Below are 17,335 nucleotides of genomic sequence, written 5' to 3'. Positions count from 1 at the left end.
CTGTCCGCGTTACGCAAATCATCGCTCAGTAATAGCGACCTATTTGTTCAACAATCTTTTTCTTCATTTCGGCAGGGTCGATACTCCCCTGGTGTCGGTAGACCACTTTGCCACCGGGCTCAATCAGCAGTGTGTAGGGCAATGCCCCCTGCCACTGCGGATCGAGGGCCTCAATGAGCTTATATTTGTCGGTGGAGTTGAAGAGGTAATTTTTGCCGGATGCCTGCAGCCGTTTCAGGGTTGCCAGGGCTTTATCCTTCTTGTCGGGCACATCGGCACTCAGGGTGATAAACTCAAACTCCCGGTTGCGGTACATCCGGTTCATGTTCACAAACTCAGGCAGTTCGGTGATGCAGGGGCCACACCAGGTTGCCCATACATTAATGAGCCTCACTTTGTCGGTTTTGTTGGCTAATAGCGCTTTCAGGCTATCTTCACCGATCAGGCTCAGGTCGACAGATTCTTTGGCCCATACCGACGGTGCTTTCTTAGCCCAGTCACTCTTTTCCATCCATTTTATGGAACAGCCAAATGTCTTGGTTTTGGCAACAGCCACTGGTTTGCCCGTCAATACGGCATCGAGAGCCGCTCGAATATCTTCTGCATTGGCCGAACCCGGCTTTTCGGAGCCATCCAAACGGCCCGTATACTGGAGTTTTCGCTGCGCATCAAACACAAATGCATGAGGGGTAGCCACAGGGCCATACCGTCTGGAGGTTTTCTCCGTTTCGCCATCGAACAAATACGGAAAATTGTATTTTTTGTCTTTACTCCGAAGTTTCATCTCGGCAAAACTATCCCCCATGTCGGTATACCCCATTTCGTCCAGCGACACGGCCGCCGGGTAGTTTGGCGAGATAGCCACCACCGCTACCCCTTTGCTCTTGTAATCGGAGGTAATGGTTTTTAGTCGGTCTTCGTACGCTTGTGCCGTTGGACAATGATTACAGGTAAAAACGATAACCAGCACTTTGGCGCTGGAAAAGCTTTTCAATGTGTAGGTTTTTCCATCAACCCCCGGCAGACTAAAATCAGGAGCCGAAGCGCCTATTTCTAACGTGGGCGGCCCATCTCCATCCGCAAAACTTCGACTTGTGACAACCACTAGCAGTAAGGCAGCAAAAACGATTCGAAAGCAGACGAATGAGGCAGACGATTTCATAGGGTGTTTAGCGTTTTAGGTTGGTTTATAGGAGCTGGTTTGTTGTCGATTCCCAGTGTACTTACCTCGCTAAAGGATTCAACCCGGCAAAACTCATCACTGATTGTCAGAAACTTACCTACTACCCCAGCCTTTGCTTCGTTCATCAGGAGGTTTGTCCACACTGTAGCGCCGGGTGTGTATTTGCGGCAACGAACTGGGCTTATAAGCTAAACTGGTTTATCCATCGATACCCAAACGATGGCTATCTTCGTTCAGCAAATTCTTACGACTTAACGTTTTATGTTTAAACCGTATACAAAACGACTTGGGCTGTTCCGCAATCCGGCGGTACGGCGGGAACTGCAATCGCTCGACCCCATCCGCGATCACCAGCGTATGGTTCACTTACTAACCGCTTACGAATTTCCTTTCGACATGGCCCGCGCCCTCGAACTAGCCCTGTTTCATACGTATGCCAGTCCGCGGGTATCAGGACTACTGGCCCGTACGGGTGAGTTTGAGCATCACGGACAAAAACGCTACGATGATACCAGTCGGCTGATTTCAGAGTTCCTGGAATCAGGGTACGACAGCGAAAAGGGATTACGGGCCATTACCCACATGAATAAAATTCACGGCCATTACCGCATCGACAACGCCGATTTTCTGTTTGTGCTGGCCACATTCATTTTCTACCCCATTGACTGGCTCCGAAGCTATGGCTGGCGGGAACTGACGCCCTCAGAAGAGCAGGCTCTTTTTTACTTTTTTCGGGAAGTGGGTCGGCGCATGCAGTTAACTGACCTACCCGATACGCTAACCGACCTGCAAACGTTGTCGGAAACCTATGAAGCCCGTCATTTCCGGTATACGGAGAGTAACCGAACTATTGCCAATGCCACCGTCAAAATTGTACAGGGCTGGTTTCCTGGCTTTTTGCAGGGCATGGTTCAACCCACTTTTGCAGCCCTGATCACCGACCAGCTACGAACGGCTTTTGGCTATGAGCGGCCTGCAGGCTGGTTCATAACTCTGGTAAAGAGTGCGTTGAGGCTTCGACGCTGGTCCCTACGCTGGATTACGTTTAAGCCTTATCCGGCCCTGATTTCGAATACGTCGTTCCGGTATTACCCCGCCGGGGCACCAGAGATTGAAGCCGTCGGCCCAGCCAGTCTGATCGACAAAGCGAATTGACCTGCCAGATTTCGGTTAAACCGCTGTCTTAAGTTAGCCGGCTATCGTGCCTGGATTTACCATACATAAGTTCCAACAGCTCCACCCGATAGACTTGAGCTAAATTGGCTACTTCCTGAGTCAACCGTAAACTGCTGGTTGGCTGAACTGTCGTTCAACACGATCAGCACCGTACGACCATCAGGGGTTTTGAAAGCTACGTTGGGGAGCGTTTTTACCTCGTCCGAAGCAATCCGAACCGAACCAGGCCGCACAAATTTCGAAGCGATAGCCACGTTATAATACGCTGGATTTCGCGTCACCTTATTGCCATCGATGGTAACGGCTCCGAGGCATTCCGTACACCCGCCCGGTGTATGCGGATTCTGTTTTGGATCGGCCGCGAGGTTCCACTGTAAAACCGTCCGGCACCAATTACGAGTCCCCCCAATAATCAGTTCACGTACATGCCAAACCAGATCACCTTTTAGATTGCCGGGGGCTCCAATCCATTGTTCGGTAAAATAGAGGTTTTTGTCGGGGTAGGCCTTATGAACTTCCGACAAGGCGCTGATGGGACCCGCATACAGATGAAAGGCTGATCCATCGACGTATTTCCGGGCATCCGGGTCGTTCAGAATCGTTATGGGATAATCGGGCCGATCGGCATTGTGATCGTACAGGATAATCTTCGTTTTAATTTTGGCCGCTTTAAACGCAGGGCCGAGGCTTTTTTTGATGAAGATGGCCTGTTCGGCGGGCAGCATAAGCATACTGGGGTTATTTCCCGGATGCAGGGGCTCGTTTTGGATCGTTATGGCATCGATCGATATTCCTTCTTTTGCCATGCCCTGAATGTATTTTACAAAATAGCGGGCATAGGTATCATAATAATCTGTTTTTAAGCTCCCCCCTTTCGAATTACCGTTGGTTTTCATCCAGGTGGGGGGCGACCACGGCGAACCGAGAATTTTCAGCGTCGGGTTAATAGCCAGAATTTCTTTGAGAATGGGAATTAAATGATCGCGATCGGGAGCCAGACTAAATTTTGTTAGGCCTGGGTCGGTTTGACCATCCGGTAAATCATCGTACGAAAACACATGATCGTCAAGGTCCGATGCGCCAATGCTCACTCGCAAATAACTTGTACCAATGCCCTTCCCGGCCGTCGAAAACAAGTCTTTCAGCAGATTGGCCCGGGCGCTGGGGTTCATCTGATGGAGCAGCAGCGCACTGCCTCCCGTAAGGGTGTAGCCGAAGCCATCGATGGTCTGGTACGTCTGCGTCGGATCAATATGTATCGTCGCCCCCGTCTTTTTACTACCCAAAACGCTTTCCGAAGGCTGCTTGACAAAGAGAACGGACTTTCCTGGATCGGTCAGCCAGAACTCGATGGCCCCTGCTTTTGTGGACTTCCGTGATACACTTTGTCCATAGCTACCGACTGACAGCAGCCAAATCACGAAAAAAATACCCCTGATCCTGACTTGAGAATGCATGAAAATTGTGCGGCCAGGTCTTGTTGATTCAACTGGCTGCTACCGAAGGTAAACGAATTTCGACTGTAAATTACTCATCGCTCTTTGGGAAGAGCGACAAAACGGTCAATTCTCCATCGTTTCGGCCCGTATGAACACACTTAACTGACCACACTCACCGTTCGTCGACGCTTTCGGCGATTCAGCGCAACATTTCGAAGCTCGTAACCGATGCCCTGCACTTTGGCAATTTCGCTGTAATCCTGAAGCATATTGTAAATGTCGTGATCAATAAAAGGGGCATTGGTACCATCAATAACCACCTCATCACCCGATTGCAATGCGCCCAGCGCTTCCTTCAACTGGGGTTTGCTGAGGAAGTACAAATCTTTCTCAAACTCAATGGTCACTTTGCGCCCGTCGCGATCTACCCGGAAACTGGTCTGCACATTCGTGTACAACACAAACAGAATCCCTACTACCGAGCCTAACGCTATACCGATGAGCAAGTCGGTAAAAATAATTCCTACCACCGTCACGATAAACGGAACGAACTGGCTCCATCCATCGCGATACACTTTCTGGAAAATCGCTGGTTTCGCTAATTTATAACCAACCATAATCAGTACGGCCGCCAGACACGAAAGCGGAATCAAGTTGAGCAAGGCTCCGCCCAGAAACACCGCAACCAGCAAAAACAGCCCGTGCAAAATCGTAGAGATTCGGGTTTTGGCTCCCCCATACACATTGGCCGAGGTGCGAACTACCACCGACGTTACGGGCAATCCACCAATCATTCCCGACAGCATATTCCCAAACCCCTGCGCAATCAGTTCCTGATCGGGCGAGGAGATCCGCTTGGCGGGGTCGAGCCGGTCAGAGGCTTCGAGGTTCAGTAAGGTTTCCAGGCTGGCCACCAGCGCAATTGTAGCCGCAATGCCATATACCTGCGGATTGGTCAAAATGGAGAAATCAGGAAAATCGAAAATGGCGAACAGACTCTGTCCCGGCTTGATCGTAGGTATCTGCACCATATGCTGATGGGCCGTATCGCCCAGATACCACGCAGGTATCGCAACGCGATAGAACTCATTAAGGGCAACCCCTCCACAGACCACGAATAAGGGCGACGGGAAATTTTTAAGGAATGCCCGGCTACTTTTCCCGACCAGTTTATCCCAGCCGATCAGAAACACCAATGAAATCAAACTGATAACGACCGCGCCAGGGCTGGCCGTTTCGATGGCCCGGTAAATTTCCGAAATTGTGTTTTCGCCATCGGCCAACTGCTGAAATTCAAATTCACCTTCATAATCATTATCCCGGCCCAGCGCATGAGGAATCTGCTTCAGAATAATAACAATGCCAATGGCCACGAGCATGCCCTTGATCACACTATCGGGAAAGAAACTACTGAATCGGCCTGCTTTGACCAGACCGAGCGTAAACTGAATGACACCAGCCAGCACAACAGCCACCAAAAATGCTTCGTAAGACCCTATTTTTGCAATGGCATCGGCAACGATAACCGCCAGACCAGCCGCCGGGCCACTCACACTGACTTCTGACCCTGACAACAGCCCAATGACGATCCCACCAACCATGCCAGCTACCAGCCCCGAAAATAAAGGCGCACCCGAAGCCAGCGCAATGCCTAAACATAAGGGTAAGGCAACCAGAAAAACCGATAAGCCAGAAGGCAGATCGTGACGTAAATAAGCAGACTTATACTGAGTTAAGGTTCGGAGCGGGCTTATGCGTTGCATAAAAGGTTGGAATAGTCAGTGTATCATACACATTGCCAAATGTGGCAAGCATGTAAAATTAAAAATAAATTAAAGAAAGATTAAAAAACGATTAAAGACATTCATTGATCTACCTGTCAAACACCGAACAAGCCTTTATTCAGGCCAATCGTACAGCCGATGTACGGTCTTTGCTTTTACGTACGCACCCAGCCAATCTGGACATCAGGAAACTGGCGGCTCAAATAAGTGCCCGTCAGAAAGCCCGCGACAAACTGCCTACCTGGTATGCGAACGAAGCATTGGTTTTCCCACCCTCTTTATCGGTTGAGCAGGCTTCTTCAGAACGAACAGCCCATTACAAAGCATCGCTGGTACAGGGAAAACGACTCGTTGACTTAACGGGAGGTATGGGCGTTGACACCTGGGCCTTTGCCCAGCGAGTCGATGAGGTACTGTACGTGGAGCAACAGGCCGATCTGGCTGAACTGGCGGCCCATAACCTACCCCTGTTGAATGCTACGAATGTGCAGGTTGTACAAGGCGACGGACTGACGATACTCGACAAACCTGAATTTTTGACCTCCTCTGCCGACTGGGTATATATTGACCCGCATCGACGTAATGAACAGGGTGGTAAGGTGGTCCAGCTGGAAGACTGCGAACCCGATCTGTCGAAATCAGCCACAATTTCGAGTCTGTTTGAGCATACCCGACAAATTTTAGTGAAAGCCTCACCGTTACTTGACATCCATCTGGCCGTCCGACAGTTGGCGGGTATGGTCAACGAGGTACATATTGTTGCGGTACAGGGTGAAGTCAAGGAAATCCTGTTTGTGCTGAGCCATCCATCGGCCACCCGACAAACTGGTTTCATTAAGGCAGTCAACCTAACCAGCCATGAATCCATCAAATTTACTTTTAACGAGCAGGAGGAACGAGATGCCGACGTGCTACTGGGTGATCCTCAAACGTACCTGTATGAACCCAATGCCGCCGTGCTGAAAGCCGGCGCTTTTCGCCTGATCGGCCAACGATTCGGGTTACTGAAGGTTGCCCCGCACAGTCATCTGTACACCAGTCCTACACTGGTGCGGGATTTCCCGGGTCGAATTTTTAAACTACAATCAATTCTAAAACCAGATGCCAAATTACTCAGACAAGTGGTGCCGGACGGAAAAGCCAATCTTACCGTTCGAAACTTTCCACAAACCGTAGCTGAGTTACGGAAAAAATTATCTTTACGCGAGGGTGGCTCCATCTACATCCTGGCAACAACCCTTCAGAATGGCGATAAACGCCTTCTTATCACCCAAAAAGTCGATCAAACTCATTCGTAACCCATTAACCACCAAAACCAATGACCACCCTATTGCGCTCCATTGTACTGGTTTTCCTGCTCATTTACTCAGGTACAACCTTTGCCCAGACTGTTTATGCGGGGGAAACCACAGTCGATAAAGCCACCATAGCCGGACTTTATTTAACCCTTCAGGGCGATGGCAAACAGATTGAAAAAGACTGGGAGACTGAGCTTCAGAAATATGGCCGACTTAGTTCATCGCGCGGTACATACCGGGTGCCAAACGCCAGTATTTCGGCTATCTCCTCGGAACCCATAAACCTCATCAGTACCGTCAAATCGTCCCGTACGTCGGCTACGATCTTTGCGGCTTTTGATCGGGGCAATGGTAATTTTGTTAAAGCTGGCGACTCCGGCTATTCAGCAGCCGAAAGTCTACTGAAATCCTTTGCCGATAATAGCCTGTATGGGCAGGAAGTTCGAACCGCCGAAGGCAGCTTCGATGAAGCCCAGAAAAACCATCAGCGTATGGTTCGGAAAGGCGAACAACTCCAGCGATCCATCGAACAGAATGGCAAGGAAAAGGAACGGCTTCAAAAACGGCTTGAGGAAAATGCGAAAGAGCTGGAGCAACTACAGAAAGATATTGAAACCAACAAAGTGGATCAGCAAACGGCTCTGACCGAACTGGAAAACCGGAAGAAAAACGTAGAAGCCGTAAAAGCAAAGAAAAGCAATTAAGCGGTTAAAGGATATATGATGTAGGCAGTATGATATAGGATATAAGAGGTAGCCATCATACATCCTACATCCTATTTCCAGTTTATTTTTCAGAGTAAATTTAGTCGGCTCATCAGTTCGGGTTTATTGGCCCGACTGATGGGGATGACTTTAGAAGCCACCACCAGGTTCGTTTCTTCAATATCAACAATTTTGTCGAGGTTGATGATGTACGATCTGTGTACCCGCAGAAACTGACCTCCCAGCTTTTCTTCCAGTGATTTCATGGTCGTATACACCACAAACGACTGCTGCCCCGTCAGGATTTTGACGTAATCTCCCGTGTTTTCAACATACAGAATTGAATCGTAAGGCACCCGCACATAGCGACCATCATTTTTAACGAAGATGGCTTTGTCGTTGACCATGCGCACCTGTTCGTTTTTCCGCATAGCCGTCATGACCTTCTCTACGGCTACTTTAAATCGGGTTTGCGTAATGGGCTTCTTCAAATAATCGGTCACCTGATACTGAAAAGCATCAAAAGCATATTCCGTTTTGATGGTTGTCAATATCACTTGCGGCAAAACAGGGAGTCGATCCAGTAAATCAAAACCCGACAGTCCGGGCATTTCAACATCCAGCCAGATCAGGTCAATTGGTTGTTCGGCCAATATAGTCAGGGCCTGCGTCGCATTTTCACAAACCGCCACAACTTCTAAGGACTCGTGCTGTTCACAAAGACGCTGGAGCGACAGGCGAGCCATTAGTTCATCATCGACAATTATACATTTCAGCATCATAGATCTGGAGTGGTCAAATAGCGTTGCCATTCGGCCTCAAGAAGAGGCTGCTGGCTTTGCAATGTGGTGTAAAAATCTTGCCAGACTGTGTTGATCCGATCCGCCTGCTCACGTTCTGCAAGTAAATTCTCAATCAAAATCAGGGGAGCTTCCAAATGGGTCAACCCAACCATAGGCAGCGTCGGTCGTAACTTATGAGTCAATGGATAGACTTCCTCCCAATTCTGGGCCAGAATCTGTTGATGAACCAGCGCAAACTCCGGCAATACTGAGTCCAGAAAAGTTTCGAGCATAAAGCCCGCATACTCTTTGTCACCACCGTACAATTCACCAAGGAATTGGATATCCAGCAATTGATAGCGCGCCGAGGAGCCGATCGGCCCAATGGATTGGTCAGCCCTGTTCGCATCGGCACTCCGCAGTTCATGCGCTACATGGTCCATTGCTTACGGATTGGTTAGCGGAAAAGTAGATTATACACCTGTTTTTAAGTATGCAAGTTAAGTATTTTTCTAAATCATAAGTTTCATTTATTCCCCAAAAAGTAAAATAAAAACCAAATCCTCTCAGGTAGCAACACAGTCAATTTTAACCAGGGCCACCGGCTACAAATCATAGTCATATCGACCCGCGAATAGCCCATGTTACCGTCTAAACAGATAACTATTAAAAATAAACCAATAGTTACTTAAAAACCCGCAATTCCTACCATTTATCGAATAGATGTAACTACACGATTCCTTATTCAACAACTTTGGATCACCAAACTACTGAAACCAACTTCTACCCAAATCAACCATGGCCAATTTCCTGACCGATGAAGCACTGATCAAGCAATACCTGCCCGAGCAGCCAAATCAATGCTTTGAAACGTTATACAATCGGTATGTCAATAAAGTATACCGGCACTGTTTGTCGATGACCAAAGACGAAGAAAGTGCCCATGATTACACCCATGATATTTTCATTAAGATGTTTAAAAAACTGGATACGTTTCATGAACGGTCTAGTTTTTCGACCTGGTTGTATTCGATTGCCTATAACTATTGCTCGGATCAACTGCGGTTAGCTAAGCGATTAAACTTTTCGCCCCTCGACGATGAGTTCGATACACCTTCCAGCGAATCGTATGAAGCGCAGGCTAAAGAACAATCGCTCCAGTTGCTGAATCAGGTGATGACCCAACTACCTGAAAAAGAGCAAAATATATTGAAGTTGAAATATGAGCAGGGGTTGCGAATCGATGAGATCGCGCAGTTATACAATATCAGCGAAAGCTCTGTCAAAATGCGGCTTAAGCGTAGTCGGGAAAAAGTCCATCAACTCTGTGCCTATTACCACTCTTTATAAGTTCAGATTATTTAGCAGGGTACCAATTTCTTTAATATCCAGTATATAATCAACCTGCGTATTGAGTATGGCCTGTTGGGGCATCATGGTTGCCTGGGCGGTTTCGGGTTGTTGAATCACCAGCATACCGCCCCTTCGTTTGATCGCTTTCAGCCCAGCCGTTCCGTCGGCATTGGCCCCCGACAGCAGAATCCCCACCAGCGAAGACCCAAATACATCGGCCGCTGATTCAAATGTTACATCGATCGAAGGCCGGCTGTAATGCACCTTTTCGGAGTCGTCCAGGGCAAACGTCCGATCATGTTCGATCAATACGTGATAATCGGCGGGGGCCAGGTAAATGATTCCAGGTTGGATGGGCTCTTTGTCGTCTACTTCACGAACGGGTATGGTCGTTTTTAGCGAAAACAAATGGGCCAGTGTTGAGTCGGCTGTGTTCCGGCGATGCAGGACAATAATGCATACATACGTTAAAGGGGGCGTTAAGGTGGGGAGTACCTGCAGCAAGACATCGATACTCCCGGTCGACCCACCAATGACAACCGCTTTGGGAGCAGAGTTCAGGCTATCTTCCGCCATATTTTTTCACCATTCAAGGGTCTGTATTTAGCCTCCAGGCTTGAAAAACGGAGTGTTTCCTTAGCGCCTAAGGCCAGGTAGCTCAGTAATCCCAAACTTTCATCGAACAGAGAGAGAACCCGTTGCTGGAGCGCCTTGTCGAAGTAGATCAACACGTTTCGGCAGAGAATCATATCGAATTCATTGAACGATCGATCGGAGACCAGGTTATGGGTCGAAAAAACCATACGTTCGGCCAGTTCGTCCAGAAACTTGGCGTAGCCATACTGTGCGGTATAATACATCGAAAAATCAGCTTTCCCGCCCGACAGCAGGTAATTCTCAGAATACTGCTTCATTTGCGATAGCGCCACAATTCCTTTCCGGGCCGAAGCCAGCACATCGGGGTTAAGATCTGTGGCATAAAGCAGGGATTTGTGCAGTAACCCGGCTTCTTTCAACAGGATTGCCATTGAAAATACCTCTTCGCCCGTCGAACAGCCTGCGTGCCAGATCCGAATAAATGGCTTAGCCGCCAGCGTTGGCAGAACATCCAGCCGGAGCGATTTATAAAAAGACGGGTCCCGAAACATCTCGGTCACGTTTACGGTCAGTTCTTCCACAAACCGCTTTATATACTCCGTGTCGGTCCGAAGGCGATACCGCAGTTCAGCAAAGCTCGGGAATTTGTCTAATGACCAAACCCGATTGATCCGTCGTTTCAGCGATGCTCTGGCGTAATGCGTAAAATCGTACCCATAGAGTTCGAACAGATCCGACAGCAAGAGGTCTATTTGCTCATCCTCAATCATAACCATACTCTGGTTCCAGTTTCCAAGAGCCTGACAGCCTCTAGTTTAATATCCTTACTAACCGATCCACGTCAATGGGTTTGGCAATGTAATCCGAAGCACCGGCCCGAAGGCACTTTTCCCGGTCGCCTACCATGGCTTGCGCCGTCACCGCAATGATGGGTGTATCTTTCCGCCGGTCGATGGCTTTTATGCGGGGTATCGCTTCATAGCCATCCATCTCGGGCATCATCATGTCAATCAAAACCGCGTCGATTACCTCATCCGTCTGGAGAATCACTAAGGCATCCAGCGCATTGGAGCAGGAAAGACACTCGAACGATCTGGCCCGAAGCGTGGCGGTCAGCGCAAAAATATTGCGCGAATCATCGTCTATTATCAGGACTCGTTTTTTTGCCATGGCATAAAATTGTTGACGGTTTACTGCTCTCTGATTTCTGTTCAGCCAGCCCTACCCGGACGACGAAAAACGGTTAGATACGCTCATAGAGCCACACGCGTAATAAGGAAACCAGTTGGTCAATATCGACCGGCTTGGTAATATAGTCTGAAGCACCGGCCTGAATGCATTTTTCCCGGTCACCGATCATGGCTTTAGCCGTCACGGCAATAACGGGCAAATTCCGCCACTGGTAATGCTCCCTGATTTTCCGGGCCGTTTCGTAGCCGTCCATATGGGGCATCATCATATCCAGCAGCACCACATCGATCGTAGGATTTTCTTCCAGTTTCTGCAAGGCTTCTTTGCCGTCCAGGGCCGCTATTACAGTCATATTAAACTGCTCGAGCGCTTTCGACAGGGAGAAAATGTTCCGTACATCATCATCCACGACCAGTACCGTTTTTTCGTTCAGAACCTGACCTAATGCCCCCAGTTTCTTTGGTTTCCCTTTACCGCCATTGCTCAGTTTGGCTTCTTCCATCAGATGCAGGAACAACGACACTTCATCGAGCATACGCTGGTATGAGTGGGCCGTTTTGACAACGATCGAGTCGGCATATTTCTTAATTTTCAGCTCTTCGGCCATCGACAGGCTTTTGCCGGTAAAAATGATGATCGGGAGTTTTTCCAGGCCGGGTGTCTTTTTGGCTTCTTCCAGGGTTTCATAGGCCTTATGGTCTGGAATGCCCATATCCAGAATAACACAATCGATCTCCTGGCGACTTAGGGCATCAATGCCGTCTTTTACGGTGCTTTTCAACTCCGAATTGATATTGAACGTTTCCAGGAAGTACGCCAGAGCCTTGGCGTGTTTCGGGTTATCTTCAATAATCAGTACTTTTTTCGAATTTCGACTGAGTACATAGTCGATCTTTTTAAACACGTCCTGCATTTGCTCGAAAGCCATAGGCTTATCCACAAAATCGATTGCCCCCTTCATGAGGCTTTCGTTCTTGAGCCGGTGCGACGACATGATATGCACAGGAATGGGCCGGGTTTTCGGATCGGCTTTCAGTGCATCCATCACCTGCCAGCCACTCATGATGGGTAGCTCAATATCGAGCAATATCCCTGTAGGTTTATACATACCCGCCAGTTTTAGACCTTCATCGCCCCGAACGGCTACGATTCCTTTGTACCCTTTCTTCCGGGCATATTCCAATAGTGCCTTGGCAAAATTTGCGTCATCCTCTACAATCAGAATGGTTTTATCTTTCTCCGTAACATCGTTCCGATCGTCTGGAATTGCCTCCGGGATCACCGCACTAATGTATTTGGTTTCTGGAATGGGCTGAGGTGCCGGAACCAGCGGTATGGGAGCAGGAGCGGGTTCAGTTGGGGTAGGAACAGCTTCTGGAAGATCCGTTTCTTCATTCTGGTGAATGGGTAGGTTGACCGTAAATTCACTTCCCTTGTTCACTTCACTCACAAGGGCTATTTCGCCACCCAGAAGTTTGACCAGCTCACGACTGATGGATAGCCCCAGGCCCGTTCCGCCATACTTGCGTTTTGTAGAGCCGTCGGCCTGCTGAAATGCTTCAAAAATCAGTGGTTGTTTTTCGACTGGAATCCCGATGCCGGTATCTTTTACGACAAACAGGAGTCGATTTGGCTGTGTTGGCTGTCGGTCGATGCTCAGACTGACACTGCCCGAAGCCGTAAATTTAAGGGCATTCGACAGCAGATTTTTCAGAATCTGTCCCAACCGCATTCGATCGGTGGTAATATGAGCCGGTAGGTCCGGGGCCACCCGAATCGAGAAATCGAGCCCTTTTTCTTTCGCCAGTAAAGCAAACAACGCCTGTAGCTCGTCGGTGACCTCATCAATACGTACTTCCTGATAATCGAGCTTCATTTGCCCGGCTTCAATCTTCGATAAATCCAGAATTTCATCGATCAGCCCCAGCAGTCCATTACCCGACGATTGAATCACTCTGGCATACTCGACCTGTTCGGTCGTTAGCGTCTCTTCATGGTTTTCGGCCAGCAGTCGGCTCAACAATAAAATGGAGTTGAGCGGTGTCCGCAATTCGTGCGACATATTCGCCAGAAATTCAGACTTGTAGCGGGTTGTCAGTTCCAGCTCGTCAGCCTTTCGCTGGATCTCGTCATTTTTCTCTTCGAGCAGTAACCCACGCTCTTCCAGTTCGGTATTGGTCTGCTGCAATTCTTCCTGCTGTACCCGAAGCTCTTCTTCCGACGCCTGTAACTTCTGGGCCTGCATCTCCAGTTCGGCATTCAGGTTTTCGAGTTCCGAATGCTGAGATTGTAATTCTTCGGACTGAGCCTGGGTTTCTTCGAGAAACGCCTGAAGCTTTATATAATCGAGGGCCGCATTGACCCCGATAGCGATGGATTCCTGATTCATGGTCAGAAATTCGATATCCAAGGGTCTGGGTTCCCGAAAAAAACCCAGTTCAATGGCTCCCAGGCAGGTATTGGCGAATAGTAACGGAACAATGACCACAGCCGTAGGGCGGCTCTCCCCTACCGACGAACTTACCCGGCTATAATCGGCCGGCAAATCGCGGATGACCATGATTTTCTTACCCTCAATGGCCTGTCCTACAAGCCCATTTCCCGGCACCACGGTTCTGGGTGGGCCCTGGGCAGCATAACTCCCCGACAAGGTATACAGCCGGTCATTTTCGGTCAGATACATGGTTCCGACGGGAGCGGTCAGGTACTCAGCCAGGGTATTAATCAGATTTACACTTAGTTTTGACAGATCACGCTGCCCCCGGATGGCATCACTTATTTTTACAGAACCCGTCTGTAACCAGGTACGGTCCTGTAAATCCGTGAAGGTTCGTTCCAGCGCATTGGCCATCTGGTTCAGTGCCGTACCGATACGGCCCAGGTCGTCATCGTTGGTATCATCGCTCCGTACGGTATAATCCCCTTCGGCTATGTCGTGGGTAATGTCTTCCAGAACCGCAATTCGCTGGTTCGTTTCAATGTATTTTTCTTCGGCCCGCTTCTGGTGAGCAATGCGGTCGTCGAGGTCCTGTTTGATACGAACATAGGTAAAACTGGTGATCAGCATCGAGATGATAGCTGCAATGACCAGTAGAAATGGCGTATAGGTAATGTAAATATCCTGCTGCTCAACACGATTTTTGAGTATAGCCTGCTCCTGGGTTTTGATGGCGTTGATGGTGGCCCGCAGATTGTCCATGATCTGCTTTCCCCGAATCATTTCCCGATGCCGATTGATGGTATCCGTGGCAAACGCTTTGTGTTGCCTGACCAGATCGATCACCCGTTGCATCTGAACAAACTTCGCTTCGTATAACCGTTTGACCTCGGCCAGGTTTTTCTGTTGTGGCGCATTATCGCCCGTTAATTCCTGTACACGGCCTAAACTCCGGGCTACTTTTTCATAACTACCATTATAGGGCTGTAAAAAAAGGGGATCAAGTGTAATCACGTACCCACGCTGCGCCGTTTCGGCATCTTTCATGTACGAGATAACATTCTCCGACTCAATGAGCACCTCATTGGTGTGATTAACTAGTTTCGAATTCTCGATCAGTTGCTGAATGCTGTAAAACGACGCTATCAGGCTGATCAGTAGCAAAAGCGTCGAGAACGAGAAGACAATCTGCAACTGTCGAACGACCGAATTGGATGTAGAGTAACGCGGCATATAAGAGGAAAGCTACAAAGTGGGAGTTAAGATGCAGGATATAGGATGTATGATGTATAGCATGATAGTTACTCTCCACTTCCTATACCATACCTCATACATCCGATATCATACCTGGTTTATGGGTAGAATCAGGATAAAGCTAGCACCTTCATCGACCCGACTATGCGCCGAAATCAACCCGTGGTGTTTGTCAATATTCTTTTTTGCGATGGCCAGTCCGATACCAGTTCCTTCAAAAGCAGATCGGTTGTGCAAACGCTGAAATATAATGAAGATGCGGTTTAAGAATTTCTCATCGAACCCAATCCCATTATCGGTGAAGGTAATTCGGTAGAAAGGTCCGTCAGGTGAGGGTTCGGCGTCGATGGCTTTGGTGGCTACCCGCTCTGAACGGATCTGTATTATGGGTGGCTGATCGGGTTTTGTAAATTTAAGCGCATTGCTCAGTAAGTTTTGGAAAACCTGCCGAAGTCGCATCGGAATGGCATCCAGTACAGGCAATGGATCAATGAAGAACGTAGCGCCTTTTCGATTGATCTGATCGTCAAAATCAAGAAGAAGTTCTTGGACCACACCATTCAGATCGGTGGGCTGAAACGGTTCTGGCTCCGAAAGCTGGGAATAGGTGAGCAGGTCTTTTATCAATTCAGCCATCCGGGCCGACGACCGAATCGATCGATCCAGATAGAACACGGCTTCTGGATTATCCTTCAGATACCGTTCCCGTATGGTGTCGTTTAGCAGTTGTATTTTCCGTAAGGGCTCCTTCAGATCGTGAGAAACTACCCAGGTGAACTGCTGCAATTCGTGATTGGTCTGCTCCAGTTCGGTATTTTTCAGCAGTAGCTCACTGGTGCGCAGGTTGACCTGTTGTTCCAGCAGATCAGCCGCCTGTTTCTGCGGGTGAATGTCGGTAAAGGTTCCAATCCATCGAACCCGGCCACTATCCCGGACGATCGGAATAATCCGGAGCAAATGGTATCGGTACGATTCCGTTCCCAGTTCCTGGAGCCGAACTTCGCGGGTAAACTCCTCCCCTCGCTCCAACGCCTGATGCCAGTCGTCACAAACTTCTTCATCATCGGGGTGCATGGCTGGAAACGTGTTGGCATCCGGAGAATACCGAAACCAGTGCTCGTTTACATACTCGATTATACCATCGGGTTTGATGGTAAAGGCCATCTGAGGCAAGGAAGACAACACCGCCTGCAATTCCTGCATGCGTTTGGCAAGTTCTTCCTGTGCCTGCCTGCGTACATTGACCTCTTTGCGAAGTGAATCCTGTATGGTCCGTAACTCGTGTTGCTGCTGATAAAGCTTATCCAGCGTTTTGACTTTCAGAACCAGAATGTCTGGATCAACAGGTTTGGTAAGGTAATCAATCCCTCCCGACGTATACCCTTTGGTTATGAATCGCTTTTCAGTATTTACCGCCGACAGGAAGATGATGGACGAATCACGGGCTTTGCTGAAACCAGAAATGGCATTGGCCACTTCGAAGCCATCCATGCCGGGCATCTGGACATCCAGAATGATTACGGAGTAATCGGTTTTCAGTATCTTTTTAAGGGCTTCTTCACCCGATTCGGCGGTGTCGACCGAAAAACGATGCAGCTCCAGGATTTTTTTCAGGGGTATTATATTCTCTGGCCTGTCATCAACGATAAGAATCATGAAAATTTACTGGTTAAAACGCTGAGGCTAAGCGACATTCGAAACAAGTATATGTACTAGATGTCAATTTTACAAACCGACCTAAACCATTGATTGTTTTGAAATTTGTTGGTGAAGATAGAACGAGTGTGCCCCTGCTTCCAAATTCATTTAGCGTATGCACGAAAAAAGAACGCTCATCTGTAAACGACCTTATTTTTAGTAATCAGATACTTACCAATCGGTTAATTACACATTTTCGACAATTCAAATACGAGTAACCACACAAAACCACCAAACAAGTTACACATTCTCATGCCTTCCTTTGCCAGTTGTTGCGGATACCCCTTCGTTACGCCTTCCACAACCTCACCACTAAAGGCCAGGCTTTTCCCGTGACTACCTGGGGAGAAATCGGATCTATTGACTGCGCACTTGTATGCACCCGATCCGAAGCCCTGGCGTAAGCTGATACACGCTTCTATCACCACTTTCTGAACGT

At 48.6% G+C, this 17,335-nt stretch carries 15 protein-coding genes; 4 read left to right on the top strand and 11 right to left on the bottom strand.

Annotation, left to right across the window (positions count from 1 at the left end):
• Window positions 1-25: 25 nt before the first annotated feature.
• Window positions 26-1,162 (bottom strand): redoxin family protein, encoded by a 1,137-nt coding sequence (locus B153_RS0122960; RefSeq protein ID WP_020599098.1) that lies wholly within the window; start codon window positions 1,160-1,162, stop codon window positions 26-28.
• Window positions 1,159-1,308, bottom strand: a complete 150-nt coding sequence (locus tag B153_RS38310; protein WP_020599097.1) for a hypothetical protein — start codon at window positions 1,306-1,308, stop codon at window positions 1,159-1,161. The genes B153_RS0122960 and B153_RS38310 overlap by 4 nt, the downstream gene beginning before the upstream one ends.
• Window positions 1,309-1,444: 136 nt before the next feature.
• Between B153_RS38310 and B153_RS0122950 the strand changes: the two genes are divergently transcribed.
• A complete protein-coding gene (locus B153_RS0122950) occupies window positions 1,445-2,338 on the top strand; it encodes an oxygenase MpaB family protein (RefSeq protein WP_020599096.1) in 894 nt (297 codons plus the stop codon).
• Between the two features lie 56 nt (window positions 2,339-2,394).
• On the opposite strand, the gene B153_RS0122945 is transcribed toward B153_RS0122950, so the two are convergent.
• Both B153_RS0122945 and B153_RS0122940 read right to left on the bottom strand, forming a co-directional pair.
• Entirely contained in the window at window positions 2,395-3,816 is a 1,422-nt protein-coding gene (locus B153_RS0122945) for a glycoside hydrolase family 30 protein (protein WP_020599095.1), read from the bottom strand.
• Window positions 3,817-3,956: 140 nt separating this feature from the next.
• A complete protein-coding gene (locus B153_RS0122940; RefSeq protein WP_020599094.1) occupies window positions 3,957-5,561 on the bottom strand; it encodes a SulP family inorganic anion transporter in 1,605 nt (534 codons plus the stop codon).
• Window positions 5,562-5,665: 104 nt separating this feature from the next.
• On the opposite strand from B153_RS0122940, the gene B153_RS0122935 reads away from it, so the two are divergent.
• Window positions 5,666-6,880, top strand: a complete 1,215-nt coding sequence (locus B153_RS0122935; RefSeq protein WP_020599093.1) for a THUMP-like domain-containing protein — start codon at window positions 5,666-5,668, stop codon at window positions 6,878-6,880.
• Window positions 6,881-6,900: 20 nt separating this feature from the next.
• Window positions 6,901-7,584 (top strand): hypothetical protein, encoded by a 684-nt coding sequence (locus B153_RS0122930; protein ID WP_020599092.1) that lies wholly within the window; start codon window positions 6,901-6,903, stop codon window positions 7,582-7,584.
• Window positions 7,585-7,673: 89 nt separating this feature from the next.
• Here the strand turns inward: B153_RS0122930 and B153_RS0122925 are convergent, their stop codons facing one another.
• Together B153_RS0122925 and B153_RS36850 are read right to left on the bottom strand one after the other, a co-directional pair.
• Entirely contained in the window at window positions 7,674-8,366 is a 693-nt protein-coding gene (locus tag B153_RS0122925; protein WP_020599091.1) for a LytR/AlgR family response regulator transcription factor, read from the bottom strand.
• A complete protein-coding gene (locus B153_RS36850) occupies window positions 8,363-8,809 on the bottom strand; it encodes an Hpt domain-containing protein (protein ID WP_020599090.1) in 447 nt (148 codons plus the stop codon). Before B153_RS36850 ends, B153_RS0122925 begins: the two co-directional genes overlap by 4 nt.
• Window positions 8,810-9,164: 355 nt before the next feature.
• Here B153_RS36850 and B153_RS0122915 point away from each other — a divergent pair, with 355 nt between their 5' ends.
• Window positions 9,165-9,716, top strand: a complete 552-nt coding sequence (locus B153_RS0122915; protein ID WP_020599089.1) for an RNA polymerase sigma factor — start codon at window positions 9,165-9,167, stop codon at window positions 9,714-9,716.
• Here the strand turns inward: B153_RS0122915 and B153_RS0122910 are convergent.
• The 5 genes from B153_RS0122910 to B153_RS0122890 all read right to left on the bottom strand — a co-directional run bounded on the left by B153_RS0122910 (window position 9,711) and on the right by B153_RS0122890 (window position 16,854).
• A complete protein-coding gene (locus tag B153_RS0122910) occupies window positions 9,711-10,295 on the bottom strand; it encodes a chemotaxis protein CheB (RefSeq protein ID WP_020599088.1) in 585 nt (194 codons plus the stop codon). The genes B153_RS0122915 and B153_RS0122910 overlap by 6 nt on opposite strands.
• Window positions 10,277-11,086 (bottom strand): CheR family methyltransferase, encoded by an 810-nt coding sequence (locus B153_RS0122905; protein WP_020599087.1) that lies wholly within the window; start codon window positions 11,084-11,086, stop codon window positions 10,277-10,279. Before B153_RS0122905 ends, B153_RS0122910 begins: the two co-directional genes overlap by 19 nt.
• Window positions 11,087-11,126: 40 nt before the next feature.
• Complete coding sequence (locus tag B153_RS0122900; RefSeq protein WP_020599086.1) at window positions 11,127-11,486, bottom strand: response regulator; 360 nt, start codon at window positions 11,484-11,486, stop codon at window positions 11,127-11,129.
• A 73-nt stretch (window positions 11,487-11,559) separates the two neighbouring features.
• Complete coding sequence (locus tag B153_RS0122895; RefSeq protein WP_020599085.1) at window positions 11,560-15,177, bottom strand: response regulator; 3,618 nt, start codon at window positions 15,175-15,177, stop codon at window positions 11,560-11,562.
• Between the two features lie 108 nt (window positions 15,178-15,285).
• Complete coding sequence (locus tag B153_RS0122890) at window positions 15,286-16,854, bottom strand: sensor histidine kinase (protein ID WP_020599084.1); 1,569 nt, start codon at window positions 16,852-16,854, stop codon at window positions 15,286-15,288.
• Window positions 16,855-17,335 lie beyond the last annotated feature (481 nt).

Source organism: Spirosoma panaciterrae DSM 21099, assembly GCF_000374025.1.
In the GTDB taxonomy this organism is placed as follows: Bacteria; Bacteroidota; Bacteroidia; order Cytophagales; family Spirosomataceae; genus Spirosoma; species Spirosoma panaciterrae.
The sequence above is the reverse complement of the archived record's forward strand: the minus strand, read 5'-3'. Positions and strand labels throughout refer to the sequence as shown.

Bases quoted from the DNA above. Each gene is read 5' to 3' on its own strand.
- B153_RS0122950 (WP_020599096.1), top strand. From the start codon at position 1,445: ATGTTTAAACCGTATACAAAACGACTTGGGCTGTTCCGCAATCCGGCG.
- B153_RS0122915 (WP_020599089.1), top strand. From the start codon at position 9,165: ATGGCCAATTTCCTGACCGATGAAGCACTGATCAAGCAATACCTGCCC.
- B153_RS0122910 (WP_020599088.1), bottom strand. From the start codon at position 10,295: ATGGCGGAAGATAGCCTGAACTCTGCTCCCAAAGCGGTTGTCATTGGT.
- B153_RS0122895 (WP_020599085.1), bottom strand. From the start codon at position 15,177: ATGCCGCGTTACTCTACATCCAATTCGGTCGTTCGACAGTTGCAGATT.
- B153_RS0122890 (WP_020599084.1), bottom strand. From the start codon at position 16,854: ATGATTCTTATCGTTGATGACAGGCCAGAGAATATAATACCCCTGAAA.
- B153_RS0122905 (WP_020599087.1), bottom strand. From the start codon at position 11,086: ATGATTGAGGATGAGCAAATAGACCTCTTGCTGTCGGATCTGTTCGAA.
- B153_RS0122900 (WP_020599086.1), bottom strand. From the start codon at position 11,486: ATGGCAAAAAAACGAGTCCTGATAATAGACGATGATTCGCGCAATATT.
- B153_RS0122945 (WP_020599095.1), bottom strand. From the start codon at position 3,816: ATGCATTCTCAAGTCAGGATCAGGGGTATTTTTTTCGTGATTTGGCTG.
- B153_RS0122940 (WP_020599094.1), bottom strand. From the start codon at position 5,561: ATGCAACGCATAAGCCCGCTCCGAACCTTAACTCAGTATAAGTCTGCT.
- B153_RS0122930 (WP_020599092.1), top strand. From the start codon at position 6,901: ATGACCACCCTATTGCGCTCCATTGTACTGGTTTTCCTGCTCATTTAC.
- B153_RS0122960 (WP_020599098.1), bottom strand. From the start codon at position 1,162: ATGAAATCGTCTGCCTCATTCGTCTGCTTTCGAATCGTTTTTGCTGCC.
- B153_RS36850 (WP_020599090.1), bottom strand. From the start codon at position 8,809: ATGGACCATGTAGCGCATGAACTGCGGAGTGCCGATGCGAACAGGGCT.
- B153_RS38310 (WP_020599097.1), bottom strand. From the start codon at position 1,308: ATGAACGAAGCAAAGGCTGGGGTAGTAGGTAAGTTTCTGACAATCAGT.
- B153_RS0122925 (WP_020599091.1), bottom strand. From the start codon at position 8,366: ATGATGCTGAAATGTATAATTGTCGATGATGAACTAATGGCTCGCCTG.